The 25,042-nt window shown below is 72.7% G+C and carries 24 protein-coding genes; 12 read left to right on the top strand and 12 right to left on the bottom strand.

Annotated elements, in window-relative coordinates; translation table 11 throughout:
* Positions 1-2: 2 nt before the first annotated feature.
* Positions 3-617 carry a DUF1003 domain-containing protein gene (locus I3F54_RS13010; protein WP_240118865.1) on the bottom strand — a complete coding sequence of 205 codons (615 nt, stop codon included), beginning with the start codon at positions 615-617 and terminating at the stop codon, positions 3-5.
* Positions 607-1,896, bottom strand: coding sequence for a magnesium transporter MgtE N-terminal domain-containing protein (locus I3F54_RS13005; protein ID WP_240118864.1), 1,290 nt, complete (start codon positions 1,894-1,896; stop codon positions 607-609). Before I3F54_RS13005 ends, I3F54_RS13010 begins: the two co-directional genes overlap by 11 nt.
* Before the next feature lie 216 nt (positions 1,897-2,112).
* Between I3F54_RS13005 and I3F54_RS13000 the strand changes: the two genes are divergently transcribed.
* Positions 2,113-2,850 (top strand): hypothetical protein, encoded by a 738-nt coding sequence (locus I3F54_RS13000; protein WP_240118888.1) that lies wholly within the window; start codon positions 2,113-2,115, stop codon positions 2,848-2,850.
* Between the two features lie 57 nt (positions 2,851-2,907).
* Here the strand turns inward: I3F54_RS13000 and I3F54_RS12995 are convergent, their stop codons facing one another.
* Both I3F54_RS12995 and I3F54_RS12990 read right to left on the bottom strand, forming a co-directional pair.
* The gene (locus I3F54_RS12995) at positions 2,908-3,423 is read right to left on the bottom strand and encodes a hypothetical protein (RefSeq protein WP_240118863.1); all 516 of its coding nucleotides are present in this window, start codon (positions 3,421-3,423) and stop codon (positions 2,908-2,910) included.
* Positions 3,424-3,458: 35 nt separating this feature from the next.
* On the bottom strand, positions 3,459-4,592 hold the full coding sequence (locus tag I3F54_RS12990) for a magnesium and cobalt transport protein CorA (protein ID WP_240118862.1): 1,134 nt from the start codon (positions 4,590-4,592) through the stop codon (positions 3,459-3,461).
* Positions 4,593-5,037: 445 nt separating this feature from the next.
* On the opposite strand from I3F54_RS12990, the gene I3F54_RS12985 reads away from it, so the two are divergent.
* Positions 5,038-5,634 carry a suppressor of fused domain protein gene (locus tag I3F54_RS12985; RefSeq protein ID WP_240118861.1) on the top strand — a complete coding sequence of 199 codons (597 nt, stop codon included), beginning with the start codon at positions 5,038-5,040 and terminating at the stop codon, positions 5,632-5,634.
* Positions 5,635-5,772: 138 nt separating this feature from the next.
* Here the strand turns inward: I3F54_RS12985 and I3F54_RS12980 are convergent, their stop codons facing one another.
* Complete coding sequence (locus I3F54_RS12980) at positions 5,773-6,996, bottom strand: MFS transporter (protein WP_240118860.1); 1,224 nt, start codon at positions 6,994-6,996, stop codon at positions 5,773-5,775.
* A gap of 118 nt (positions 6,997-7,114) precedes the next feature.
* Between I3F54_RS12980 and I3F54_RS12975 the strand changes: the two genes are divergently transcribed.
* From I3F54_RS12975 to I3F54_RS12965, 3 genes are all read left to right on the top strand, one after another.
* Positions 7,115-7,756 (top strand): DUF6758 family protein, encoded by a 642-nt coding sequence (locus I3F54_RS12975; protein WP_240118859.1) that lies wholly within the window; start codon positions 7,115-7,117, stop codon positions 7,754-7,756.
* 296 nt (positions 7,757-8,052) lie between these two features.
* Positions 8,053-8,910 (top strand): PHP domain-containing protein, encoded by an 858-nt coding sequence (locus I3F54_RS12970; protein ID WP_240118858.1) that lies wholly within the window; start codon positions 8,053-8,055, stop codon positions 8,908-8,910.
* A gap of 51 nt (positions 8,911-8,961) precedes the next feature.
* The gene (locus I3F54_RS12965) at positions 8,962-9,567 is read left to right on the top strand and encodes a MarC family protein (protein ID WP_240118857.1); all 606 of its coding nucleotides are present in this window, start codon (positions 8,962-8,964) and stop codon (positions 9,565-9,567) included.
* Between the two features lie 198 nt (positions 9,568-9,765).
* On the opposite strand, the gene I3F54_RS12960 is transcribed toward I3F54_RS12965, so the two are convergent.
* Positions 9,766-9,918: a hypothetical protein gene (locus I3F54_RS12960; RefSeq protein WP_240118856.1), complete on the bottom strand. Its 153-nt coding sequence runs from the start codon at positions 9,916-9,918 to the stop codon at positions 9,766-9,768.
* Positions 9,919-10,102: 184 nt separating this feature from the next.
* Here I3F54_RS12960 and I3F54_RS12955 point away from each other — a divergent pair, with 184 nt between their 5' ends.
* Both I3F54_RS12955 and I3F54_RS12950 read left to right on the top strand, forming a co-directional pair.
* Positions 10,103-10,999, top strand: a complete 897-nt coding sequence (locus I3F54_RS12955) for an NYN domain-containing protein (protein ID WP_240118855.1) — start codon at positions 10,103-10,105, stop codon at positions 10,997-10,999.
* Positions 11,000-11,042: 43 nt separating this feature from the next.
* Positions 11,043-11,917, top strand: a protein-coding gene (locus tag I3F54_RS12950; protein ID WP_240118854.1) for an IS5 family transposase whose coding sequence is annotated in 2 segments (ribosomal slippage) — positions 11,043-11,424 and positions 11,424-11,917 — 876 coding nt in all. Because the reading frame shifts where the segments join, the coding sequence is not laid out codon by codon here.
* A 148-nt stretch (positions 11,918-12,065) separates the two neighbouring features.
* Here the strand turns inward: I3F54_RS12950 and I3F54_RS12945 are convergent.
* Together I3F54_RS12945 and I3F54_RS12940 are read right to left on the bottom strand one after the other, a co-directional pair.
* Positions 12,066-12,953: an alpha/beta fold hydrolase gene (locus I3F54_RS12945; RefSeq protein WP_240118853.1), complete on the bottom strand. Its 888-nt coding sequence runs from the start codon at positions 12,951-12,953 to the stop codon at positions 12,066-12,068.
* 174 nt (positions 12,954-13,127) lie between these two features.
* Positions 13,128-15,431, bottom strand: a complete 2,304-nt coding sequence (locus I3F54_RS12940) for a DEAD/DEAH box helicase (protein ID WP_240118852.1) — start codon at positions 15,429-15,431, stop codon at positions 13,128-13,130.
* A 511-nt stretch (positions 15,432-15,942) separates the two neighbouring features.
* Between I3F54_RS12940 and I3F54_RS12935 the strand changes: the two genes are divergently transcribed.
* Positions 15,943-16,701, top strand: a complete 759-nt coding sequence (locus I3F54_RS12935; RefSeq protein WP_240118851.1) for a ferritin-like fold-containing protein — start codon at positions 15,943-15,945, stop codon at positions 16,699-16,701.
* A 75-nt stretch (positions 16,702-16,776) separates the two neighbouring features.
* Here I3F54_RS12935 and I3F54_RS12930 read toward each other — a convergent pair whose 3' ends face one another.
* The 4 genes from I3F54_RS12930 to I3F54_RS12915 form a co-directional block, all read right to left on the bottom strand.
* On the bottom strand, positions 16,777-17,046 hold the full coding sequence (locus tag I3F54_RS12930; RefSeq protein ID WP_240118850.1) for a hypothetical protein: 270 nt from the start codon (positions 17,044-17,046) through the stop codon (positions 16,777-16,779).
* A 311-nt stretch (positions 17,047-17,357) separates the two neighbouring features.
* Positions 17,358-17,585, bottom strand: coding sequence for a DUF3107 domain-containing protein (locus I3F54_RS12925; RefSeq protein ID WP_205387347.1), 228 nt, complete (start codon positions 17,583-17,585; stop codon positions 17,358-17,360).
* A gap of 171 nt (positions 17,586-17,756) precedes the next feature.
* Positions 17,757-18,404 (bottom strand): TetR/AcrR family transcriptional regulator, encoded by a 648-nt coding sequence (locus I3F54_RS12920; RefSeq protein WP_205387346.1) that lies wholly within the window; start codon positions 18,402-18,404, stop codon positions 17,757-17,759.
* Positions 18,405-18,599: 195 nt separating this feature from the next.
* On the bottom strand, positions 18,600-18,824 hold the full coding sequence (locus I3F54_RS12915; RefSeq protein WP_240118849.1) for a hypothetical protein: 225 nt from the start codon (positions 18,822-18,824) through the stop codon (positions 18,600-18,602).
* A 224-nt stretch (positions 18,825-19,048) separates the two neighbouring features.
* Between I3F54_RS12915 and I3F54_RS12910 the strand changes: the two genes are divergently transcribed.
* The 4 genes from I3F54_RS12910 (at position 19,049) to I3F54_RS12895 (ending at position 25,028) form a co-directional block, all read left to right on the top strand.
* The gene (locus I3F54_RS12910; protein WP_240118848.1) at positions 19,049-20,059 is read left to right on the top strand and encodes an alpha/beta fold hydrolase; all 1,011 of its coding nucleotides are present in this window, start codon (positions 19,049-19,051) and stop codon (positions 20,057-20,059) included.
* Between the two features lie 8 nt (positions 20,060-20,067).
* Positions 20,068-21,648, top strand: coding sequence for a DUF3152 domain-containing protein (locus tag I3F54_RS12905; RefSeq protein ID WP_240118847.1), 1,581 nt, complete (start codon positions 20,068-20,070; stop codon positions 21,646-21,648).
* Between the two features lie 294 nt (positions 21,649-21,942).
* Positions 21,943-23,700: a DUF3492 domain-containing protein gene (locus I3F54_RS12900; protein ID WP_240118846.1), complete on the top strand. Its 1,758-nt coding sequence runs from the start codon at positions 21,943-21,945 to the stop codon at positions 23,698-23,700.
* Entirely contained in the window at positions 23,697-25,028 is a 1,332-nt protein-coding gene (locus tag I3F54_RS12895; protein ID WP_240118845.1) for a hypothetical protein, read from the top strand. Before I3F54_RS12900 ends, I3F54_RS12895 begins: the two co-directional genes overlap by 4 nt.
* Positions 25,029-25,042: the final 14 nt, after the last annotated feature.

Below are 25,042 nucleotides of genomic sequence, written 5' to 3'. Positions count from 1 at the left end.
TGTCAGCGGTCTTCTGCGTCACGTCCCGGCGACCGTTCTGCCGGGACCGTGTGGAATCCGTCGGGCTCGTGGTGGCCGTTGTGCCGTCCGTCCAGGTCTCGCAGCAGGTCCTGGAGCTCGGAGCGGATCCAGTCGCGGGTGGCGACCTCGCCCAGGCCGATCCGCAGGGCGGCGATCTCCCGGGTGAGGTACTCGGTGTCCGCGATGGAGCGTTCGTTCTGCTTGCGGTCCTGTTCGAGGTTGACCCGGTCGCGGTCGTCCTGCCGGTTCTGCGCGAGCAGGATCAGCGGGGCAGCGTAGGAGGCCTGCAGGGACAGCATCAGCGTCAGGAAGATGAACGGGTACTGGTCGAAGCGCAGCTCGCGGGGCGCGGCGATGTTCCACAGCACCCACAGCACGATGGCGACGGTCATCCAGACGATGAACCGTCCGGTGCCGAGGAAGCGGGCGATCTTCTCGGAGAGCCGGCCGAAGGCCTCCGGGTCCCACTCGGGCAGCAGCCGGCGCCGTGGCGGGCGCGGCTGGTCGAGCCGGGTGCGGTGCCGGCCGGAGGCGGTGGCCCCGGCCGGGCTCCGCTCGCGCACGGCCTCCCGGCCGCCGTCGCGCTCAGGTGCCATGCGGCGCCACCCCCCGGCCCTGGTCGAGGTGGAACTCCGTCTCACGCCAGTCGTCGGGGAGCATGTGGTCCAGCACGTCGTCGACGGTCACCGCGCCCAGCAGGGCCCCCGACTCGTCGACGACGGGCGCCGCGACCATGTCGTACGTGGCGAAGAAGCCGGCGACGACCGGCAGCGCGGCGTCCGGGGAGAGGGGCTGCAGGTCCTGGTCGACCAGCGAGCTGACCAGGGTGTACGGCGGGTCGCGCAGCAGACGCTGGAAGTGGACCGTGCCCAGGTACTTGCCGGTAGGGGTCTCGTCGGGCGGCCGGCACACGTAGACCTGCGCCGCGAGCGCGGGGGACAGGTCGGCGTTGCGGACGCGGGCGAGCGCGTCGGCGACCGTGGAGTCCGGGCGCAGCACGATCGGCTCGGTCGTCATCAGACCACCCGCGGTGTGCTCCTCGTACGACATCAGGCGCCGCATGTCGGCCGCGTCGGCCGGCTGCATCAGGCTCAGCAGCCGCTCCTGCTCGTCCTCGGGCAGCTCGGCGAGCAGGTCGGCGGCGTCGTCGGGGTCCATCGCCTCCAGGACGTCGGCGGCACGCTCCTCCTTCAGCTTGCCGAGGATCTCGATCTGGTCGTCCTCCGGGAGTTCCTCCAGCACGTCGGCGAGGCGGTCGTCGTCGAGCGCGGCGGCGACCTCGGCGCGCCGCTTGGCGGACAGATGGTGCAGGACGTTGGCGAGGTCGGCGGGGCGCAACTGCTCGAAGGTGGCGAGGAGGCTCTCGGCGCCCTGCCCCTGCTCCTCCAGCGAGAAGCCGGTCACCTGGGACCACTCGACGGTGATCGTCTCCCCCTTGGTACGCCTGAGCGGGCCGGACCTCCTTCCCTTGCGGACGAAGACGCGGTCGATCTCCCAGTCGCGGCGGGCGGGCAACTGCTGCACCGACAGGTCCAGGACGGTGACCTCCTCGCCCGTCTCCTCCAGCGTGACGCGGCGGTCGAGCAGCTCGCCGAAGACGAGCCGCTCGGTGGGCCGCTGCTCGAAGCGGCGGACGTTGAGCACGCCGGTCGTGATGACCTGGCCGGACTCGATGCCGGTGACCCGGGTCATGGGCAGGAAGATACGGCGGCGGGTGGACAGTTCGACGACCAGGCCGAGCAGCCGCGGCGGGCGGCGCCCCACGCGGAGCATGACGACCAGGTCGCGTACGCGACCCACCTGGTCGCCGTTGGGATCGAAGACGGCGATGCCGGAGAGGTGCGAGACGAAGATCCGCGGGGCACCGGCTGCCATGGTGGTCGTTCCTTTTCGTGCGGAGGGCTTCCTGCTGCGTCCTGGTGTGCCTTCTCTCGATTGCCCGCCGGGTCGGGCTTCAGGCTAGCCCGTCCCGATCGGGCCCGCCCTGGTGAGAGGTCCGGACGTGCTGACTCCGCATCGCCCGGACGGCACCGGTACGCTGCGCCGTACGCCGCCGTGGACCCCACCCGAAAGGCAGCTGCGCCTGTGATCGTGACATCCCTGGGCCGTATCCGTCGGGCTGCGCTGGCCGGCGCACTGTGCGCCCTGGCCGTCACGGGGGCGGCGGGATGCGGAGGGGACCCGGACGCGGGCACCAACGGGGTCGGGAAGCTGACGGCGGGGCAGATCCAGAGCAGGACCAGGCAGGCCGCGGTCTCCGGCACCGCCGTGCGTCTGTCGGGCACCGTGGCCGCCGGCGGGCACACCTACAGGCTCGACATGCGGCTCACCTCCGGCGGCGGCTCCGGCTCGGTCACTTCGGACGGGGAGTCCTTCCAGCTGCTGCGGGTCGGCGAGCACCTGTACCTGAAGGCCGGCGCGGACTTCTGGACCCACGAGGACGGCAAGGGCGGCACCGCGGACTCGGCCGCCGCGGACAAACTGGAGGGCAAGTACGTCAAGGTGCCCCGGTCCGACCCGGCGTACCAGCGGTTCAGCGGGTTCACCGACAAGGACGTCCTCCTCGACGGACTGCTGACCCTGCACGGAGCTCTCGCCACCGACGGCCACCACGAGCAGTCCGGCGTCCGCACCATCCGCATCACCGGCGACCAGGGCTCCGGCGGCACCCTCGACGTCTCCCTGGAGGGCCGGCCGTACCCGCTGCGTCTGGTCCGCGGGAGCGGGGCCGGGACGCTGGTCTTCTCCGACTGGGGCAAGGACTTCACGGTCGAGCAGCCGGCCCCGGACGACACCGTGGACTACGGCGGACAACTGCCGGCGTCCTGAACCGGGGCACCGCCCGGGCACCTCCGCGCCGGCGCCCGGCGCCCGGCGGCCGTGGCCCTAGGAGCGGGAGCGTTTCCCGAACAGCAGCCGGGGCAACGCGGCGGGGACCGGCCTGCGGGTGGTCGCCGGCGACGGCACGGGAGCCTGGGCCAGGGAGCCGTCGGGCAGCGGCAGCACCGCGCCGGTCGGCTCCAGGCGCAGCACCCGGCACTCCCGCCCCCAGCGCTCCGGCATCGCCTCGCCGTCGGGCGCGTTGAGCCGCTTGCCCTTCAGCTCGGCGACGGTCGCCTGCCACGCCGCAGACCCGGGTGCCAGTTCGACGACCTGCGCGGTGAAGGAGACCAGCCGGCCTCCCTTGTCCTTGCTGCGGACGGTGACCTCGGCACGGCCGCCGTCGGCCAGGCCGGGCAGCGGCTGCTCCCCCGGCCCGTCGCCGACCAGGCAGGCCGCGCCCTCGTGCCAGACGTGCCACAGGGCACGGGCGGCCGGGGCACCGGCGCCCCGGACCCAGATCAGCCCGGACTTCTTCGTGGCCTCCTCGACGAGGGCCTCATCGAGCAGCTCGCTTGTCATGCGCCCAGCCTAACCAGCGGTGTGCCGGCCGGGTGTCACAGCCAGCCGTTCCGCTTGAGGGTGCGGTGGATGCCGAGACAGAGACCCACGGTCACCGACAGGATCACCGGGTAGCCGTACCTCCAGTGCGTCTCGGGCATGTAGTCGAAGTTCATGCCGTACACCCCGCACACCATCGTCGGTACGGCGATGATGGCGGCCCAGGACGTGATCTTCCGCATGTCCTCGTTCTGTGCGACGGACGCCTGCGCGAGGTTGGCCTGGAGGATCGAGTTGAGCAGCTCGTCGAAGCCGATGACCTGCTCCTGGACCCGGGCGACGTGGTCGGCGACGTCCCGGAAGTACTTCTGGATGTCGGGGTCGATCAGCCGCATCGGCCGCTCGCTCAGCAGTTGCATGGGCCGGAGCAGCGGAGACACGGCCCGCTTGAACTCCAGGATCTCCCGCTTGAGCTGGTAGATCCGCCCGGCGTCGGTGCCGCGCGGGGTGCCCTTGCGGCCGGGGGAGAACACGTCGGTCTCGACGGCGTCGATGTCGTCCTGGAGCGCGTCGGCGACCGCGATGTAACCGTCGACGACGTGGTCGGCGATGGCGTGCAGCACCGCGGAGGGGCCTTTGGCCAGCAGTTCCGGGTCGTCCTGGAGGCGGTGGCGCAGGGCTCGCAGGGAGCCCTGGCCGCCGTGCCGGACGGTGATGAAGAAGTCCCGCCCGGTGAAGCACATGACCTCGCCGGTCTCCAGGACCTCGCTGTTGGCGGTCAGTTCGTCGTGCTCGACGTAGTGGACGGTCTTGAAGACGGTGAACAGGGAGTCGTCGTACCGCTCCAGCTTCGGCCGCTGGTGCGCCTGCACGGCGTCCTCCACGGCCAGTGGGTGCAGCCCGAACTCGCTTGCGATACCGGCGAACTCCGCCTCGGTGGGCTCGTGCAGGCCGATCCAGACGAAGCCTCCGTCGCGTCGCACCCGGCGCATCGCCTCGTGCGGGGTGAGCGGCTGGTCGGTGGTCACGCGGGCGCCGTCCCGGTAGACGGCGCAGTCGACCACGGCCGACGCCGTCGCCGGGCCGTGGACGGGCTCGTAGGCGGTGTCGTAGCCGCGGCCGCCCTGGTGCTTGCGCAGCGAGGGACGGGCGGGGCGGACCGCGGACCGCAGGTCGCGGATCATCGACATGGCAGGGCTCCTTCGCGGCGAGAGCAAAGAAAGTCCGCCACGACGGCTGGAACTGCCCGGAATGAGGACGTCCTCACGTCGGATGTTTGGCACGTCCACAAAGCGGGGAGCACCGCACCGTCGCGGTGGCGAGCTTCGCTACTGACTGAGATCAGGCAAAACGAAACGAAGTGCTCTTCCGGAGCGGGCGAGCGCGAAAGGCAGGAAGCCAGGGCTGGAGCTGGAGCAACTGCGTCAACGGGCGGAAGAGCGAGTGGTACTGCACGGTCGACTTCGATCCATGACAGCCCCACCTCCTCCGGCCGGTCCCTCGTAAGGGAGTCCCATCGGCGTCGGGGCTGGACCGCGACGCTGCTGCGTGCTGCCCCGACCGGCCAAGAGTATCAGTCGACCGCAGTGTCAAGGCGCGGCTTTGCCCCGTACTGACGAGTTCTATGCTCGCCGCATGGCTGATGTTCTTCCGCTGGTCGAGGCCCGGTTGTGCACCGCGCTGGGCGAACCGGACGCGCGCGCCGCGGTCACCTTCCTCGGTGCCGAACGTGTCGAGGTGCTCCGGTTCCGGGACGAATCCGAGGAGGGCGCCGTCGTCCGCTACGCCACGCTCGGCATGTCGGCGCAGCCCATGACGGACCCCGCGGCGATGGTCGCGGACCCCGTCCAGGGGCCCCGCGCCGAGCTGCTGCTGTCGGTCCGTCCCGGGGGCGCCGACACCGACAAGGTCCTGCGCCCGCTCGCGGTGCTGGCCGCGTCTCCGCAGGTCGAGGGCCTGGTCGTGATGCCGGGCGCCTCGCTGGACGTGGGTGGGCCGCTGTGGCCCGGCGCTCCCTTCACCTCGGTGCTGGTGGCCGAGCCGGGCGGTCTCGTGGAGGACCTGGAACTCGACGACCCGATGGATCCGGTGCGCTTCCTCCCGCTGCTGCCGATGACTCCGAACGAGGCCGCGTGGAAGCGCGTCCACGGCGCCCAGGCGTTGCAGGAGCGGTGGCTGGCGAGGGGGACGGACCTCCGGGATCCGGCGCGGAGGTCCGTCCCGCTGGAGTGAGGAACATCACCAACCGGCCGGTGGGGTGCGGAAGTTCGTTCGATCCGGTCGGGGGACGCCAGGCGGCTCGACCGGATCGGCGGCCCTCGGCGCAGGTCGGTGCGGTCATTGCGGTCGGTGCGGTCAGGGTGGGATCGCTCAGGTGGAGAAGGCCGTGACACCGTCCTCGGTGGCGTGCTGCGGCCGGAGCTCCTCGGCCTGGTGCGTGAGCGCGCCGCGCCGTACCAGGACCACGAGAGCGCCTGCCGCCGCGGTGCCCGCCGCGACCACGAACGGGACGTGGAGGTCGGTCCGCTCCGCGATCTTCGGCGCGAGGTAGGGCGCGGCGGCCGCCGCGAGCCATCGCACGAAGTTGTAGCCGGCGCTCGCCACCGGGCGCGGGGCGTCGGAGACACCGAGGGCCAGCTCGGTGTAGACGGTGTTGTTGACACCGATGAACGCGCCGGACAGGACGGTGCAGACGATCGCGGTGGTGCGGTCGCCGTAGCCGAGGGCGAGCACGTCGGCCGCGAGCAGCAGCAGCGAACCGCCGAGCACCTTCAGCGAGCCGAACCGTGCCTGCATGCGCGGTGCCACGATCACCGAGAAGACCGCGAGCAGCACGCCCCAGGCGAAGAAGACCGCGCCCGACCTGTACGGCGTCATGTCCAGCACGAACGGTGTGAAGGCCAGCACCGTGAAGAACGTGTAGTTGTAGAAGAACGCGGACGCCGCGGCGGAGGCGAGCCCGCCATGGCCCAGCGCCTTGACCGGGTCCAGCAGCGAGGTCCTGCGGGCGGGCTTCGGCTGCTCCTTCAGGAACGCCGTGACGCAGGCGAACCCGACGGCCATGAGGAAGGCCGTGCCGAAGAACGGGTAGCGCCAGCTGGCGTCGCCGAGGAGGGCGCCGAGCAGCGGGCCGCAGGCCATGCCGAGGCCGAGGGCGGACTCGTAGAGCAGGATCGCCGCGGCGCTGCCGCCCGCCGCCGCGCCGACGATGACCGCCAGGGCGGTGGAGACGAACAGGGCGTTGCCCAGGCCCCAGCCGGCCCGGAGGCCGACCAGTTCGCCGACCGAGTCGGAGGTGCCGGCCAGGCCGGCGAAGACCACCACGAGCGCCAGGCCGGCCAGCAGGGTCCTGCGGCCGCCGATGCGGCTGGAGACGAAGCCCGTGAGCAGCATGGCGACCGCGGTGACCAGGAAGTACGAGGTGAACAGCAGCGAGACCTGACTGGGCGTCGCCTCCAGGCCCCGGGCGATGGACGGCAGGATCGGGTCGACCAGCCCGATGCCCATGAACGCGACGACGGACGCGCCGGCGGTGACCCAGACCGCCTTGGGCTGTCGCAGAATGCCGCCGGCACCCGCGTCGAAGGGGTCCATGTCTTCTCCCTCCAGTAAGTTAGCAATGCTAATGGATGCAGAATACACATAATGCGCTTCCGTCCGGACGGGTGATCGTCCTTGACGGGACGCGGCGGGGGTAGGACCGTGGGGCCCTATGAGGGGCGAACCCAGTTGCCCGAAGTGTGGTGGCCGGGTCAGGGCTCCCGGCCTCTTCGCCGATTCCTGGCAGTGCGACGTGCACGGCACCGTGCATCCGCTGCAGCCCGTGATCCCGCCCAGCGTCGAGGCCCTCGGTGTGGTCGTGCACCGCACGCAGGTCCCGGTGTGGATGCCGTGGCCGCTGCCGGTCGGCTGGCTCTTCACCGGCGTGGCGTACGCGGGGGACGACCGCAGCGGAGGCCGTGCCACGGCCGTGGCGTGCAGCGGACCCGGCCCGCTCGGCGGCGTCGGCGAGCTGATCCTCGTCGCCGAGGAACTCGGCGTCGGCCTCGGCGCGCGCTACGCCGGTATCGACGGTCCCGACCCGGGGCCCTACCTGGATGTGGAGAAGCCGCCCCAGGCCAAGGTTCTCGCGGCCGGCCGTCCCACCCCGCTCTGGCTCGTCTCCAAGACGCCCGACGACCGCGCCGTCTTCGCGGGCGAGGCCCTCGGGATGTGGCTGTGGGCGGTGGTCTGGCCGGAGCAGTCGGGGATGCTGATGTACGACGAGCTGGTCCTGACCGACCTGCGGGACGCCGGGGCGGAGGTGGAGCTCGTGCCGTGCGGCGCGCTGTCGCCCCGCCTGCTCAAGCCCTAGTCGTTCCGTTCCGCGCCGGGCCTCTCCGGGTGTCCCGCGCTCAGGAGGGACTCGGTGTTCCGTGGGCCTCGCGGTCCCGGGGTGCGCCCGGGGCTCCCGCGGCGGGGCGGGAGAGCCCCTGCCGTCGGACAGGAGTTCCTGCGGTCCAGGGGGAACGTCCCCGCGGTCCGGGGCGGAGCTGCCAGGGAGGCGTTCCATGTAAGGGGCGCCGCTCGGTTCGGGTGTGACAATCGGTCTGGGAAATCCGGTTATCCTTGGGTGTCCGCTTCCGTCCGTCCCCGCCTGGAGTCAGCGTCGTGCGCATCGATCTGCACACCCACTCCACCGCGTCCGACGGTACGGACACCCCGGCCGAGCTGGTCCGCCATGCCGCGGCGGCAGGTCTGGACGTCGTCGCGCTGACCGACCACGACACCACGCGCGGGTACGACGAGGCCGTCGCCGCGCTGCCCCCGGGGCTCACTCTGGTCACGGGTGCGGAGCTGTCCTGCAGGGTGGACGGTGTCAGCATGCACATGCTGGCCTACCTCTTCGACCCCGCCGAGCCCGACCTGCTCGCCGAGCGCGAGCTCGTCCGGGACGACCGCGTTCCGCGGGCCCGCGGGATGATCGCCAAGCTGAACGAGCTGGGCGTGCCCGTCACCTGGGAGCAGGTCGCCCGGATCGCCGGCGACGGTTCTGTGGGGCGTCCGCACGTGGCCACCGCCCTCGTCGAACTCGGCGTCGTACCGAGCGTGAGCGATGCCTTCACGCCGGAGTGGCTCGCCGACGGCGGGCGGGCCCATGTGGAGAAGCACGAGACCGACCCCTTCGAGGCGATCCGGCTGATCAAGGGTGCGGGCGGCGTGGCCGTCTTCGCGCACCCCGCCGCGAGCAAGCGCGGGCGCACGGTCCCGGAGTCCGTGATCGCCGAGCTGGCCGCCGCCGGGCTGGACGGCATCGAGGTCGACCACATGGACCACGACGCGCCGGCCCGGGCCCGGCTGCGCGGACTCGCCGGAGACCTGGGCCTGCTGGTGACCGGCTCGTCCGACTACCACGGCAGCCGCAAGAGCTGCGTGCTCGGCGAGTACACGACCGACCCCGAGATCTACGGGGAGATCACCCGGCGGGCGACCGGGGCCTTCCCCGTGCCGGGGGCCGGCGGGGTCTGAGCCCGCCCTCCCGTCGTCCGCTCACCCTCTCACTTCACCTGCAAGGCCCTCATGTTCGACGTTGCCGTCTTCGGTTCGCTCTTCTTGACCCTGTTCGTCATCATGGATCCCCCCGGGATCACCCCGATCTTCATCGCGCTCACCGGGGGCCGCCCGGCCCGCGTGCAGAAGCGGATGGCACTCCAGGCCGTCTGCGTGGCCGGCGGGGTGATCACGATCTTCGGCCTGCTCGGCCACCAGATCCTCGACTACCTCCACGTCTCCGTGCCCGCGCTGATGATCGCGGGTGGACTGCTGCTCCTGCTCATCGCCCTCGACCTGCTCACCGGCAAGACCGACGAGCCGAAGCAGACCAAGGACGTGAACGTCGCCCTCGTCCCGCTGGGCATGCCGCTGCTCGCCGGTCCCGGCGCGATCGTGTCCGTCATCCTCGCCGTGCAGAAGGCCGACGGCGTGGCCATGCAGGTGTCCGTGTGGGCGGCGATCCTCGCCATCCACGTCGTGCTCTGGCTCGTGATGCGCTACTCGCTGCTACTCATCCGGGTCATCAAGGACGGCGGTGTGGTGCTGGTGACGCGGCTCGCGGGCATGATGCTCTCCGCGATCGCCGTGCAGCAGATCATCAACGGCATCACCCAGGTGATCCACGGCGCCTGAGGCCCGCCCGGTGCGCGGCCCCTGACGGGCGCCGGGCCCCGGGCGACGCGCATACGCAGGAGCCCCGTACGGCGTCGGTGCCGTACGGGGCTCCTGAAGCTGCCGACCGCGGTCCTGCTCTCCGGTGGAGTTCCGGTTCCGGTGCGTTCCGTCGCCCCGGTCGTTCCCGCCGCGCCCCGGTGTGCTGGTGTCGCGCTGTTACGAGGCCGCGTTCCCGGCCGGGCGGATCCACAGGCGCTGACCGATCGAGGCGGCCTGTTGCACGATCCGGTTGACGGAGGCCGCGTCCACGACGGTGGTGTCCACGGGTGTACCGTCGACGTCGTCGAGTCGCATGATTTCGAAGCGCATGGTGGCTTCCCCTTCCTCTCGCGTTCCGTAGGAGTCAACACGACCTGTGTTACGAACATTCCCTACGCTAAAGAAATTTTTCGAACGGCTAATTACTAACCAGTAAGAGGATCGGTCGGAGAAGGATCGGGGACTGAACGGGACCGGTTGTGTTCGCAGCGTGACCACCGGGACAATGGAGTCGATGAACGACGACCTCGCGGCCCTGGCCGCCCGTATCGACCGCACGAACGAGCTGCTCCAGCGCATGCTCGCCGAGGTCGCCAAGACACCCTCGACCCATGCGATCTTCGTCGACGCGGGCTATCTCTACGCCGCCTCGGGCCGGCTCGTGGCCGGCACCGAGGACCGCCGTGCCTTCGACCTCGACGCCGAGGGTCTGATCGAGGCCCTCATCGACCGGGCGCGCACGATCTTCGCGGACAGCCGGCTGCTCCGGGTCTACTGGTACGACGGTGCCCGGCGCCGCATCCACACCGCCGAGCAGCAGTCCATCGCCGAACTGCCGGACGTCAAGGTCCGCCTGGGCAACCTCAACGCCAACAACCAGCAGAAGGGCGTCGACTCACTCATCCGCAGCGACCTGGAGTCCCTCGCCCGGCACCGTGCCATCAGCGACGCCGCCCTCCTCGGCGGTGACGAGGACCTGGTGTCGGCGGTCGAGGCGGCGCAGGGGTACGGAGCCCGGGTCCACCTGTGGGGCATCGAGGCGCCCGAGGGACGCAACCAGGCGGAACCGCTGCTGTGGGAGGTCGACAGCGAGCGCACCTTCGACCTCGAGTTCTTCAAGCCGTACGTCTCCCGGCGCACGGCGGCCAGCTACGAGAGCGGCACCTCCGTCCGGCCGACGCGCGAGGACGTCCGCTTCGTCGGCGCCCAGATCGCCGCGAAGTGGCTGGCCGCACGGGGTCGCGAGACGCTGGCCGAGCTGCTGCCCGGCCACCCCTATCTGCCCGGTTCGGTCGACCAGGACCTGCTCGTGGAGGCGGAAGGACTGCTGCAGTACTCGCTGCGCGGCCAGGCCGACCTGCGGCGGGCGCTCAGGGACGGATTCTGGGAGCACCTGCAGACACGGTTCTAGGGCGTGTTTCAGAAGTGGATCTTGATGTGTCATGATCCACTTCATGGGCAGGCACGATCTGACGAATGGGCAGTGGGCGAGGCTGGAGCCGCTGCTCCCGGTCGGCAAGAAGCCCGGACGGCCGCCGGTGCACACCAGGCGGCAGTTGATAGACGGCATACGCTGGCGCACCCGCGCTGGTGCTCCCTGGCGGGACGTGCCCGAGCGGTACGGCCCGTGGGAGACGGTCTATGGGCTGTTCCGGCGCTGGCAGCGGGACGGCACCTGGCATCGCATCTTCATGCAGTTGCAGGCCCGGGCTGACGGTGAAGGGCTGATCACCTGGGACGTCTCGGTGGACTCGACCATCGCCCGAGCCCACCAGCACGCGGCGGGTGCCCGCAAAAAGGGGATCTGCAGGTCGAACCGCCGGGCGGTGTCTTCACCGAGCCCGACGACCACGGCCTCGGACGCTCCCGGGGCGGGCTGACGACCAAACTCCACCTGGCCGTTGAGCAGGCCCAGAAACCGATGTCGCTGGTGATCACGGCCGGGCAGCGCGGTGACTCCCCCCAGTTCCAGGTGGTCCTGGGGCGCATCCGGGTACCCCGGCCCGGGCCGGGCCGCCCACGCACCCGGCCGGACAGGGTTCGAGCCGACAAGGCATACGGCTCCCGCGCGAACCGCGCCTACCTGCGCAAGCGCGGCATCCGCTGCACGATCCCGGAGAAGCGCGACCAGATCGCCAACCGCAAGAAACGCGGCTCCCACGGTGGCCGGCCGCCGAAGTTCGACAAGGCCGACTACAAAGAACGCCACGCGGTGGAGTGCGGCATCAACCGTCTCAAGCGCCACCGCGCGGTCGCCACGAGATACGACAAACTCGCCGTCCGCTACGAGGCGACCGTGCTGGTCGCAGCCATCAACGAGTGGCTGTGACCAGCACTTTCGAAACACGCCCTAGGGCCGGGCCGCCCAGCTGGCCGGCCCGCCGCGCCGGAGGACGCACGCCACCGTGCCGGGGGTTCGGGACTGCGGCGCCCCGGACCCGGGACCGGGGACGTACGGGTGAGCGCGGCGAAGGGTCCTACGCCTCCTGCCGGCCGGCGGTGCCGTCCCAGAAGTCGGCGACCGCGCGGGCCGTCGGCAGAGGCTGGTCGGCGTTGGGCGAGTGCTCGGCGTCCGGGACGACCGTCCGGTGTGCGCGCAAGCGCACCGCCATCGCGTCGAGCACCGGCACCGGCCATGCGTCGTCGCGGGCGCCCGAGAGCACGTGGAACGGCAGCGGCACGGCCGTCAGTTCCGCCACGCGGTCCGGCTCCGCGCACAACTGCCTTCCCGTCGCCACAAGTTGGGCGGGGCGGGTGTTCACGAAGCGGGCGCGCAACTGCGGCAGGTCGCCGATTCCGCGGGCCGGGCCGCCGACCTCCTCCGGCGGGCCCATCGCCAGGATCGCCTCCCACACTTCGGCCGGCGTCATCACGGCGAGTGCGTCCTGCAGCAGCTTCACCCGCTGCTGCTGCGAGTCGGAGACCTGCGCCGGGCCCGACGCCATCAACGTGAGCGAGCGGAAGGGACTGTGGTCCAGCAGGACCGCGGCGCGGGCGATCTGCCCGCCCAGGGAGTGCCCGAGGAGATGCACCGGGCCCGGCACGTCGAGCCCGGCGACCTGTGCCGACACATCCAGGGCCAGCTCACGCCGGGCGTAGGCCGACTCGTCGTCGGCGGGCCCGTCCGACTCGTTCTGGCCGCGCCCGTCCACGGCCACCGTCCGGTACCCACGTTCCGCCAGAGGCCCCTGCATCAGGCCGAAGTCCTCCTTGCTCCCGGTGAATCCCGGCATCAGCAGCGCCACGCCCCGCTCGATGACACCCGCAGGCACGGGCATGTCGATGACGGCGAACTCGCCGCGGGGCGTGCGCAGACGGCGGGTGAGGGCGCCCGGGGGCGGCGTGAAGGGAAGCGGCGTGGTCACGGGGTGAGGGTAGCCGGTAGACCGGCGGGGCGGGACGGCGGCCGGGCCCCGTACCCCAGGGCCCGGCCCGCATACCGATGGCCCGGCCCCACACGAGGTGGGACCGGGCCATCGGGGAGGCGGGCCTGTGGCCGGAGGCCCGCCGGGGACGGGCTGTCCAGCCGTGCGCCGGGATCAGCCTTCCGCGGAGTCCGCGGAGGCTGCGACCTTGCGGGTGCGGCGGGTCTTCGGCTTGGCCTGCTCCGGCTCCTGCGTGGCCTGCGCCGGGATATCGGCGGTGGCTGCTTCCGCCGTGGCGGCCGTCTTGCGGGTGCGGCGGGTCTTCGGCTTGGCCTCGGTGGCCTCTGCCGTGCCGTCCGCGGTGTCGACGGCTTCTGTTGCCGGTGCCGCTGTCTTGCGGGTGCGGCGGGTCTTCGGCTTGGCCTCGGTGGCCTCTGCCGTGCCGTCCGCGGTGTCGACGGCTTCTGTTGCCGGTGCCGCTGTCTTGCGGGTGCGGCGGGTCTTCGGCTTGGCCTCGGTGGCCTCTGCCGTGCCGTCCGCGGTGTCGACGGCTTCTGTTGCCGGTGCCGCTGTCTTGCGGGTGCGGCGGGTCTTCGGCTTGGCCTCGGTGGCCTCTGCCGTGCCGTCCGCGGTGTCGACGGCTTCTGTTGCCGGTGCCGCTGTCTTGCGGGTGCGGCGGGTCTTCGGCTTGGCCTCGGTCGCTTCCGTCGCCTCGGCGGCCTGGGTGCCCTCCGCGGTGGCGACCGCCGTCTCGGCGGCTGCCGGAGCGGCGGTGGCGGCCTTGCGCGTGCGGCGGCGCGGCGCGGCGGCCTTCGGCTCGGCCTCCGCCGGAGCCTCGGCAGCCGGGGCGGCCTCGGTCGCGGGGATCGCGGACTCCGCCGCGGGCACCGCCGGGTCGGCCGACTTGCGGGTGCGGCGGCGACGCGGCTTGGCCGGGTTCTCCGTGGTGGCGACGGCATCGAGGGCGGCACCCGCGGAGGCGGCGACCGCGGTCGCCGCGGGCTCGGCCTGCGGGGCCTCGGTCTCCGCGACCGGCGTCACGGCGGTGGTGGCCGCCGGCTCGCCCTGGGGCGCCGCTCCACCGCGGGTACGGCGGCGACGGCGCAGCGTGCGCGGAGCGGACTCCTCCGTCGCCGCGGGGGACAGCTCGGTGCCCGGCGTCGCGTCCACCACGGCTCCACCGCGGGTACGGCGGCGACGGCGTGGCGTACGGCTGCTCCGCGGCTCCTCGGCATGGGCCTCGCCCCGGCCGCCGCGTCCGCGACCGCCCCGGCCGCCGCGTCCGCCGGGCTCGCCCAGGTCCTCCAGCTCCTCCGCGTCCAGGCCCGCACGGGTGCGCTCGGAGCGGGGCAGGACACCCTTCGTGCCCTCGGGGATGCCGAGGTCGGAGAAGAGGTGCGGGGACGTGGAGTACGTCTCCACGGGGTCGTTGAAGTCCAGCTCCAGCGCCTTGTTGATCAGCTGCCAGCGCGGGATGTCGTCCCAGTCGATGAACGTGATGGCCGTGCCCTTCGCCCCGGCGCGGCCCGTGCGGCCGATGCGGTGCAGGTACGTCTTCTCGTCCTCGGGCGACTGGTAGTTGACGACGTGGGTGACGCCCTCGACGTCGATGCCGCGGGCGGCGACGTCGGTGCACACCAGCACGTCGACCTTGCCGTTGCGGAAGGCGCGCAGCGCCTGCTCGCGGGCGCCCTGGCCGAGGTCGCCGTGGACGGCGCCGGCCGCGAATCCGCGGCGCTTGAGCTGGTCGGCGACGTCGGCGGCCGTGCGCTTCGTCCGCGCGAAGATCATCGCGAGTCCGCGACCCTCTGCCTGGAGGATGCGGGCGACCATCTCCTGCTTGTCCAGGGAGTGCGCACGGTACGCGAACTGCTTGATGTTCGCGTGTGTGATGCCGTCGTCGGCCGGGTCGGCGGCGCGGATGTGGGTCGGCTGCGACATGTAGCGGCGGGCCAGGCCGATGACCGCGCCCGGCATGGTCGCCGAGAACAGCATCGTCTGGCGCCTGGTCGGCAGCATGCCGATGATCTTCTCGACGTCGGGCAGGAAGCCCAGGTCGAGCATCTCGTCGGCCTCGTCGAGGACGAGCGACTTGACGTGGTTCAGGTTCAGCTTCTTCTGGCCCGCGAGGTCCAGCAGCCGGCCAGGGGTGCCGACGACCACGTCGACGCCCTTCTTCAGCGCCTCCACCTGGGGCTCGTACGCCCGGCCGCCGTAGATCGCCGTCACGCGCACGTTGCGGACCTTGCCCGCGGTGAGCAGGTCGTTGGTGACCTGCGTGCACAGCTCGCGCGTGGGGACGACGACGAGCGCCTGCGGGGCTTCGGTGAGTTCCTCGGCCCGGGCGCGGCCGGCCTCGACGTCGGCGGGGACGGTCACGCGCTCCAGGAGCGGGAGGCCGAAACCGAGGGTCTTGCCCGTTCCGGTCTTGGCCTGGCCGATGACGTCCGTGCCGGCGAGGGCGACGGGAAGGGTCATCTCCTGGATGGGGAAGGGAGTGACGATGCCGACGGCCTCCAGGGCCTCGGCGGTCTCGGGGAGGATTCCGAGTTCTCGAAACGTCGTAGTCAGGGTGCTGCCTCTTCTGTGTACGCGGTGCGAGGCGAGCGCGGGGGTCTTGGACGGACCGTGCCGGGGACGTCGGCTGCCGTACGGGCAAACCGCCTGGGCAAGCCGTATGGCACGGGACCTCTACCGACGCTCTAGCCTTCGTACCGCTGAGGGTGTCCCCCTCCGGGGGCCGTACGCACGGTGACGTACGGTCGGGGAGGGCTGTCGGGTCGGAGCCGATCGGGCCACCGACCGGGCATCCTCATACGCGCGGCCCGTCGAATATTCGGCAGGCGCATTACCACCATACCCCGGATTGCCGCACATGCGATGGCCGATTCGGTCACGTTGCCGTCGTCACAGTGATCCAGTGGGGCGCCGCGTCGTCGTGGCCACAGTGACTGACCAGGAACTTCCCTTGCGCGGCAGGGGGGCTATTGTGCGCTTCATGACGACGTCTGACAAGCCTGACAACGCCCCCGAAGAGGCCTCGGCCGAGGCCACCGGAGTCGCGGCCCAGGACTGGGCGACCGCCTCCGCCGATCCGCAGTACCAGGCCGCGGTCGTGGACCTGCTCGGCGCGCTCGCGTACGGCGAGCTGGCGGCGTTCGAGCGGCTCGCGGAGGACGCGAAACTGGCGCCGACGCTGGAGGACAAGGCCGAGCTGGCGAAGATGGCGTCGGCCGAGTTCCACCACTTCGAGCGGCTGCGCGACCGGCTGACCGGGATCGGCGAGGACCCGACCCTGGCGATGGAGCCCTTCGTGGCCGCGCTCGACGGCTTCCACAAGCAGACCGCGCCCTCGGACTGGCTGGAGGGACTGGTCAAGGCGTACGTCGGGGACTCGATCGCCAGCGACTTCTACCGCGAGGTCGCCGCCCGCCTGGACTCCGACACCCGCTCGCTGGTGCTGGCCGTGCTCGACGACACCGGCCACGCCGGTTTCGCCGTCGACCGGGTGCGCGCCGCGATCGACGCCGACCCGCGGGTCGGCGGCCGGCTCGCGCTGTGGGCACGGCGGCTGATGGGCGAGGCGCTGTCGCAGTCCCAGCGCGTGGTCGCCGACCGGGACGCCCTGTCCACGATGCTCGTCGGCGGTGTCGCGGACGGCTTCGATCTGGCCGAGGTCGGCAGGATGTTCTCGCGGATCACCGAGGCGCACACCAAGCGGATGGCGGCGCTGGGTCTGGCCGCCTGACCTCGCCCCTGACGCGGCGCGCGGCGGGGCGGCCACCGCCCCGCCCCCGCCCGTCGGGGCGGCTACCGGCCGGGCCTACGCCGGCGCCGATCGGCGCCGAAGGCGCCCCGCGGGGCGCAGCAGCAGGGAGAGGGACGCGGCGGAGACGATCGTCGCGCCGACCAGGCTCGCGACGAGGCTGCCGGGGTCCAGCGCGCTGTGGGTGACGAAGTCGCCGAACAGGGCCCCGGCGACCCCGGTCGCGAACACCAGGAGGCGGGTCGGCAGCCGGTGCGCCAGGCGGTGCAGGGCCGCCCAGGCGAGGGCGAGACCGATCACAACGGAGCCGAGCGCTTCCAAGATCATGCCGGGTCCCTCCCACGCGGCCGGACGGTCACCGAGGTGGCGCCCCGGTCACCGCCCGTCATACCCGTGACCTGCGGAAGACAATCCTCCTGCAGGGCGCGCCTGTGCTCCGTCCGTGGCGGAAACGGGGCCAGGTGAGTGGTCGGGTGGCGGGGCGACGGAATTCCGCGGCCGGTGCGCGGCGCGGCCGGCCCGGCACCCCGCGGGACGGTCCCGGCAGGTCCGGGTGGTTCCAGGCCAACGGAAGGGCCCGGTGGCGCCACACACCGTGACGTCACCGGGCCCTTCCGCCGTGTCGGGCGCGCGCCCTCCTACAGGGCGCCGAAGCCCACCTTGCGCGGAGCCGGCTCGCCGATCTCGATGTACGCGAGGCGGTCGGCCGGAACCAGGATCCTGCGGCCGTGCTCGTCCACCAGGCTCAGCAGTGGCGACTTCCCGGCGAGCGCCTCGGACACCGCCCGCTCGACCTCCTCGGCACTCTGACCGCTCTCCAGAACGATCTCGCGGGGCGCGTGCTGCACGCCGATCTTGACCTCCACGGCTATGTCCCTCCGACGGTCAGTGAAGTGCGCGATCTACCGCGCTGTACCCAGCACACATTAGCCCGGTGAGGGGACGTGCACGCTCCGCGCCAGCACGCCAGGAGCGAACATCGCGCGGGAACACATCGCGCACGGCCCCGTCCGTCCGCCGAGCCCGGCCGCGCGCGGTCAGTGCTGCTGCTGTTCGCTGCCGTGCAGCGGGAAGCCGGCGATGCCGCGCCAGGCCAGCGACGCCAGGAGCTGCACCGCCTCGTCGCGCGGGACGCTGCGGTCGCTGTTGAGCCAGGCGCGGGCCACCACCTGGGCCAGTCCCCCGAGGCCGGAGGCGAGCAGCATCGACTCGGCGCGGGAGAGACCCGTGTCCTCGGCGATGACGTCACAGATCGCCTCGGCGCACTCGTTGGTGACCTTGTCGACGCGCTCGCGCACGGCGGACTCGTTGGTCAGGTCCGACTCGAAGACCAGGCGGAAGGCGCCGCCCTCGTCCTCGACGTACGCGAAGTAGGCGTCCATGGTCGCCCGCACGCGCTGCTTGTTGTCGGTGGTGGACGCGAGCGCGTTGCGCACCGCCTGGATCAGCGCCTCGCAGTGCTGGTCCAGCAGGGCGAGGTAGAGGTCGAGCTTGCCCGGGAAGTGCTGGTAGAGCACCGGCTTGCTGACGCCCGCGCGCTCGGCGATGTCGTCCATGGCGGCGGCGTGGTAGCCCTGCGCCACGAAGACTTCCTGGGCGGCGCCCAGCAGCTGGTTCCGTCGGGCTCGGCGCGGCAGGCGCGTACCCCGCGGGCGTGCCGCCTCTGTCTGCTCGATGGCTGTCACGCCGCCTCCCAAAGTCGTCCACTTGCGGTGTGCGCCGCGTCGCCATCGTACTTTTCGGTAACCCGGGTGTGCGCGGTGCGAGCGCAGAATTTCATGGACCGGACGGTGGCGAAAGTCGTGCGGAAGGTTTGAAAGCGGGGCCAAGCGGGCAAACGAAGTCCTCTCTCCAGCTCAGCGGGCTGCCGGTGTGAACGGTCAGCGGTAGTCGTCCTCGTCGAGGGAGACCACGCGCGCCTGCTCGATCAGGTCCGCCTCGTTGGCTCGCGCCGGGTCCACGCCCTCCAGCGGGTCGTCGCGGTCGGGCGAGACGTCGGCGTGCTGCTCGGCGGCGTCGTTCTCGGGAGCCTCGACGTCGACCTCCGCGGCGTCGCGCTCCTCGGTCTCCTCGAAGGTCTCGGGGTCGGTGGGGTCTACGGCCACGGACGGGCTCCCTTCCTACTTCCTGTGAACTTCCTGCGTCTGTCCCTGAAGCAGGGGTCCCACGCGGGTGCCCTCTTCATGAGCCTAGGAGACACCCGATTCGGACGCCATGCCATACATTCGCGTCCATGACCTGAGACGACCCTTGTGCCGCCCGGCCCGTTCCGTCTCGCTGTGATGCCGAACACGTGAACCAGGGCGTGATCGTCTCGTAACATTGCCGCATGTCTTCGACCGAGCTGCCGTCCGTGCCGCCCAACGACCTCGTCCCGAGGACGGGGTCCGTCCGGGTCGCGGAGGGCGAGCGGCTGCGGTCGGTCGGACTGCCGGGCGTCACCCTGACGGTCCGCTCCAGGCCCCCCGCCCGCGAGGGACTGCCGCTCGCGCTGTACGTCCACGGTCTCGGAGGCTCCTCGCAGAACTGGTCGTCGCTGATGGCCGAGCTCGACGGGGCCGTCGAGAGCGAGGCGGTCGACCTGCCGGGCTTCGGCGACTCCCCGCCACCGGACGACGGCGACTACTCGGTCAGCGGGCACGCCCGCGCGGTGATCCGCTACCTCGACGCGTCCGGCCGCGGTCCCGTCCACCTCCTCGGGAACTCCCTCGGCGGGGCCGTCTCCACGCGCGTGGCCGCGCTGCGGCCCGACCTCGTCCGCACGCTCACCCTCGTCTCCCCCGCCCTGCCGGAGCTGCGCGTCCAGCGCACCGCCGTGCCGACCGGGCTCCTCGGCGTTCCCGGCGTGGCCGCGCTCTTCACCCGTCTCACCCGCGAATGGAGCGCCGAGCAGCGGGTCCGCGGCGTCATGGGTCTCTGCTACGGCGACCCCTCCCGGGTGACGCCCGAGGCCTTCCGGCATGCGGTGGAGGAACTGGAGCGGCGGCTCCTGCTGCCGTACTTCTGGGACGCGATGGCCCGCTCCGCCCGCGGTCTGGTGAACGCGTACACCCTCGGCGGTCAGCACGGCTTGTGGCGGCAGGCCGAGCGCGTGCTCGCCCCGACCCTGCTCGTCTACGGCGGCCGGGACCAGCTCGTCGGATTCCGCATGGCCCACAGGGCCGCTCGCACCTTCCGCGACAGCCGCCTGCTGACCATGCCGGACGCCGGGCACGTGGCGATGATGGAGTACCCGGACACCGTCGCCGCGGCGTTCCGGGACCTCCTGGCGGACACGACCACCCCCGGTGACCGCCGTGACGAGTCCGGGACCTCCGCGTCCCCGAGCCAGGGGAGCTGAGGGGCGACGTGGGACGCCACAGCAGGCGTGGACCCGCTCCGAAGAGCGCGTCCGGGGGAAGAGCGAAATCCGGGGAGGGCCGGGCCGAGCAGGCACCGCCCGCACAGGCACCGCCGCCGTCCGGCGGGACCCCGTGGCGGGGACCCGCGCCCGGCGGACCGGTGCCGCAGGGGTACGGAACGCCCGCGCACGGTGCTCCGGGATACGGCGGTGGCACGCCCGCGCACGGGGTGCCGCGGTATGCGGACGGTACGCCCGCGCAAGGCGCGCCCCGCTTCCCCGACGGCACGTCCGGCCGAGGCGTTCCGCGGTTCCCCGACGGCACGTCCGGCCGAGGCGTTCCGCGGTTCCCCGACGGCACGCCCGCACACGGTGTTCCGCGTGTGCCCGGCGGCGGGGCGGTTCAGGGCACCCCGGCCCACGGCACCCCCCGGGTGCGCGGTGGTCACCCCGAGCAGCGGGAGGCCGGGGGCGGCTGGGGTGAGCTGGGAGAAGGCGCAGGCGGTACCCGGTACGGGCAGCCGGACGGGCCGGGTCTGCCCCGGCAGCGGCAGGCGCCGCGGAGCGGGCCCCGGCAGGAGTACGTCGACGCCTTCGACGCCGTGGCCGACGATGTCTTCACCCCGCCCCGCAGGCGGGCACCGGTGCCGCCCCGGGGCCCGGACCCGTACGCCTCCGTCACGGACCGGGACTTCGGCGTCCCGGGCGCCGGGCTCACCGGCAGCGCTGCCGGCACCGGCCACGACCTCGCCGACGGTGCGCCGCCGGCCGGCGAGCCGGACCGCGCGAAGGGCACCAGGGGGCGGACCTTCACCGGCGTCGCGGCAGCCGCCGTGACCACCGTGCTCGCCGTCGTCGTCGCCGGGCAGGTCACCGGCACCGGCGAGGACGGTGCGCGGACACCGTCTCCCACCGGTCAGGCGCGGGACGCCCACGACTCCGCCTCGCGCAGTGACGGACGGCCGAGCCCCTCGTCCCCGACGCGTGCGGTGGCCCTGACGTACGAGCAGAAGCTCGACCGGAAGTACGCGTTCGACCCGGACCTGAAGGGGCCGGGACGGTTCGACGCGGTGCCCGGCGTCGACGAGGCACCCGGCAAGGGACGCAAGTACACGTACCGCGTGGACGTCGAGCAGGGGCTCGGACTCGACGCCGAGCTGTTCGCCCAGGCCGTGCAGAGGACGCTCAACGACGACCGCAGCTGGGCCCACCGCGGCGAGCGCACCTTCGAGCGCGTCCGGTCCGGCCAGCCCGACTTCGTCATCACGCTCGCCAGCCCCGGCACGACCGACGTCTGGTGCGCCAAGTCCGGACTGGACACCAGCGAGGAGCACGTCTCCTGCGACTCCGCCGCCACCGAGCGGGTGATGATCAACGCGTACCGCTGGGCCCAGGGTTCCTCGACCTTCGGGGACCGGATCCGTGCCTACCGGCAGATGCTGATCAACCACGAGATCGGCCACCGCCTCGGCTACGGACACCGCAACTGCGAGAAGGACGGCGACCTCGCGCCGGTCATGCAGCAGCAGACCAAGTTCCTCGACCACGACGGGATCCACTGCCTCCCCAACGCCTGGCCGTACCCATAGGGCGTGCCTCGAAAGTCCCGCCTGCCCGCCCTTCGGGTGGACGACACTCCTTCGAAACACGCCCTGGAACCCGGCTGTGCGCCGGGCCGGGGCGCGTGACGTGTCACTTCGCGGTCATGTGATCTCTTAGCCCGACCGAACGCGACCCGCACGGGAAAGTTACGACCGTTCACCCCTTTTGGTGGCGCGACGGACAACCGTCCGTCGCGCCACCGCCTTGTCCGCATACGTTCGTCCCGCTGCGAGCCGCCGGACCAACGGCGGCTCCCCATACGGGAGATCGGGGGTGTACTCGTGCGCATCGGACTGCTTACGGAGGGTGGCTATCCGTATGTGAGCGGTGACGCAGGGCTGTGGTGCGACCGGCTCGTGCGCGGGCTCGGGCAGCACGAGTTCGACATCTACGCGCTCAGCCGCAGTGAGCGCCAGGAGGACGAGGGCTGGATCCCGCTGCCGCCGCAGGTCAGCAGGGTGCGCACCGCGCCCCTGTGGAGGGCGGAGCACGACGGGGCGGCGCTGGGACGGCGCGCGCTCCGGCGGTTCGCCCAGTGCTACGGGGAACTCGCCGCGGCCCTGTGCGCCGGGGGTGCCGACGGTCAGGGCGGCGAACCGGCCGAGGGCGCGCACACCGCCGAGGCGGACCGTTTCAGCAGCGCGCTCCTCGGTCTGGCCGAAGTCGCCCGCGACGAGGGCGGTCTGGTCGGGGCGCTGCGCTCGGAAGGGGCGGTACGCGCCCTCGAACGCGCCTGTCGCGCGCCGGGCGCACTGCGGCACGCACGCGAGGCCCGTGTGCCGGACCTGCTGACCGTCGCGGGGCGCCTGGAACAGGCCCTGCGTCCCCTCTCGCTCGACTGGTACGAGGACGACGGGCTCGGCGCCGTCGACGTGTGCCACGCGGCCGCCGGCGGCACAGCCGCCCTGCCCGGCCTGCTGGCCGCCCACTTCTTCGGCGTACCCCTGCTGGTGACCGAGTACGGGGTGCGGCTGCGGACGCACTACCTGACCTCCGGAGCCGCCCCGGCCGCGGGAGGCGCGCCGCACCCGGAAGGCGCCGGGGACGCGCCCGCCGTCCGGGCCCTGCTCGCCGCCTTCCACGGCCGGCTCGCCGCCGAGGTCTACGGCCGGGCCGCCCGCGTCACGCCCGGCAACGCCCACGCCCGCCGCTGGCAGGAGCGGTGCGGCGCCGACCCCGCGAAGGTCCGCATGGTCTACCCCGGCATGAACGCCGCCCGCTTCGCCGAGGTCGGGGAGTCGCCCGAGGAGCGCGAGCCCGACACGCTGGTGTGGGTGGGCCGGGTGGAACCCGCCAAGGACCTGGTGTCGCTGCTGCACGCGTTCGCCGAGGTCCGCAAGGAGGAGCCGAAGGCCCGCCTGCGCTTCGTCGTCACCGGCACCGGGGCCGAAGGACAGGCCTACCTCGGCCACTGCCGTGCGCTCGCCGCCCAGCTCTTCCCCGACGAGGCCGACGGACTGCACGCCGTGGGCAGCAATCCCGTCTCCTTCGAGGAGCTCGGCGGTCACGAGACCGCCACCCTCGCCGACGCGTACGCCTGCGGAGCGGTGAGTGTGCTGTCGAGCGTCGTCGAGGGCTTCCCCGTCGGCCTGGTCGAGGCGATGTTCTGCGGGCTCGCGACCGTGTCGACGGACGTGGGCGCGGTGGTGGAGGTCATCGGCGGTACGGGGGTCGTCGTACCCCCGCGCAATCCGCGGGCGCTCGCCGAGGCGTGCGTCGCACTGCTGCGCGACCCCGAGCGCCGTGCACGCCTGGGCGCCGCCGCACGCGCGCGTGCCCTCGAACTCTTCACCGTCGAGCAGAACATCGCGGCATTTCACGGCATTTACCTGGAGCTCGTCTCCAGTAGCCCGGTCAACCGGGTCGTCGTCGACGGCACCGGCGAGCCCCTGCCGTTCGGCGTGCCCGCCGAGGCCCACGTGCCCGGGCGCTGGACCGCTCCGGGCACCCGCGTGGTGGCCCGGGGCGGACCGGCCTGGGCGGCCGGACCACCCGTCCGCGCCTCGGTGCCGGTGCCCGCGGGGGAGGGAGCGCGATGAGCGGCCTCGGAGAACTGGACCGCCCGGGAACACCGGCCGGCACGAGAGCCCGGGACCCCCGCTCACAGGCACTGCCGCACGCGCCCGGCCCCGCGGGCACGCCCGCGCCCGACGGGGCACCTGCCCGTGACGGGGCACCCGGCGCGGCACCCGTCCCGGGGCCGCGCTCCGGTGGCGTCCCCGACGTCGAGGCCGCGGGGCCCGACCACCGTTCCACCGACCGCCGGCGGGGCGGCGCGGACCCCGTCAAGGCCCTGATGCACCGGCACCGCGAGCTGTGCGCACGGGCCGTCGACCCGCTGGAGATCGCGGCGGGTCTGGAGGCGCACGGCGTCACCGATCGCACCGCCGCGGGCTTCCGGCACCGGGACGTGTTCTCCCTCGCGGAGGAGATGTACGCGCGCGTGCCCCGCGGCGAAGACACCCCCGCCGGCACGGTCACCGCCCCCGAGACCGGCCGGCCGCGCCCCGACTGGATGCTGCTCGCCCTCCTGCCGGGCGCGGCCGGCGCCGCCGCGGTGGCCGGAATGCACCTCGCGGAGGGACGCGCCCGCCTGTACGTGGCCGCCGCCGGCCTTCTCGCCCTGGTCCTGGGCGTCCGCGCGGCCCTCGGCCGCGGGCCGCTGAGTCCCGGAGGTCGCGCGCGGAGCAGCCCGCGCCCCACGGGCACCAGATCCCGGGTCTGGTGGCTGCTCGGCTACGCCGCCCTCGGCGACGCGCTGCTGCGCGCCGCCGTCCACGGGGGCCCCGACGGACTGCCCGACGGCACCCCCGGTGGGCCCTGGCCGCTGACGGCCGTCCCCGTGCTCGCTCTTCTGCTGTCCTGCCTGCCCGCGGCCCTCGCCGCCCACGTCCTCGCCGAGGGAGCCCGCCGCAGAATGGCCGCCAGCCGCATGCTGACGGACTTCGCCGCAGCCGTACGCCCGCTGCTGGCGAGCGCGATCGCCCTGTACCTCGGTCTCCTGACGGCCCTTCTCGCCGTCTGCGCCGCGGTCCTGGACGAACCCGCCGACTACGCCCGGTCTCTCGCGCTGGGCGCTCTCCTCCTGCTCGCCCGCCTCCTCCACATCCACGGCTTCACCCACGCCCCCGCGGTCATCCTCACCGCGGTCGCCGCCGCCGAGGCCGCCGCCACGGCCACCGTCCTCGCGGCCCGCCTGCCCGGCTGCGGTTTCCTGGCGGTCCCCGTCGAAACCCTCGTGGCGGCCTGGGGCCCCGGCGGCGTGCCGGCCCTGGCGTGCGGGACGGGCGCCCTGATCCTGCTGACCCACGCGGCCCGCACCCTTTCCCGTGCCTCCGCCCACGTACGACCGAGCGACCCGCGGTGATCCGCCCCCCACGT

The sequence above is a fragment of the Streptomyces sp. MUM 2J genome (assembly GCF_022414535.1).
Taxonomy (GTDB): domain Bacteria; phylum Actinomycetota; class Actinomycetes; order Streptomycetales; family Streptomycetaceae; genus Streptomyces.
Note: the sequence above shows the minus strand (reverse complement) of the source record. Positions and strands in the feature narration are given on the sequence as shown.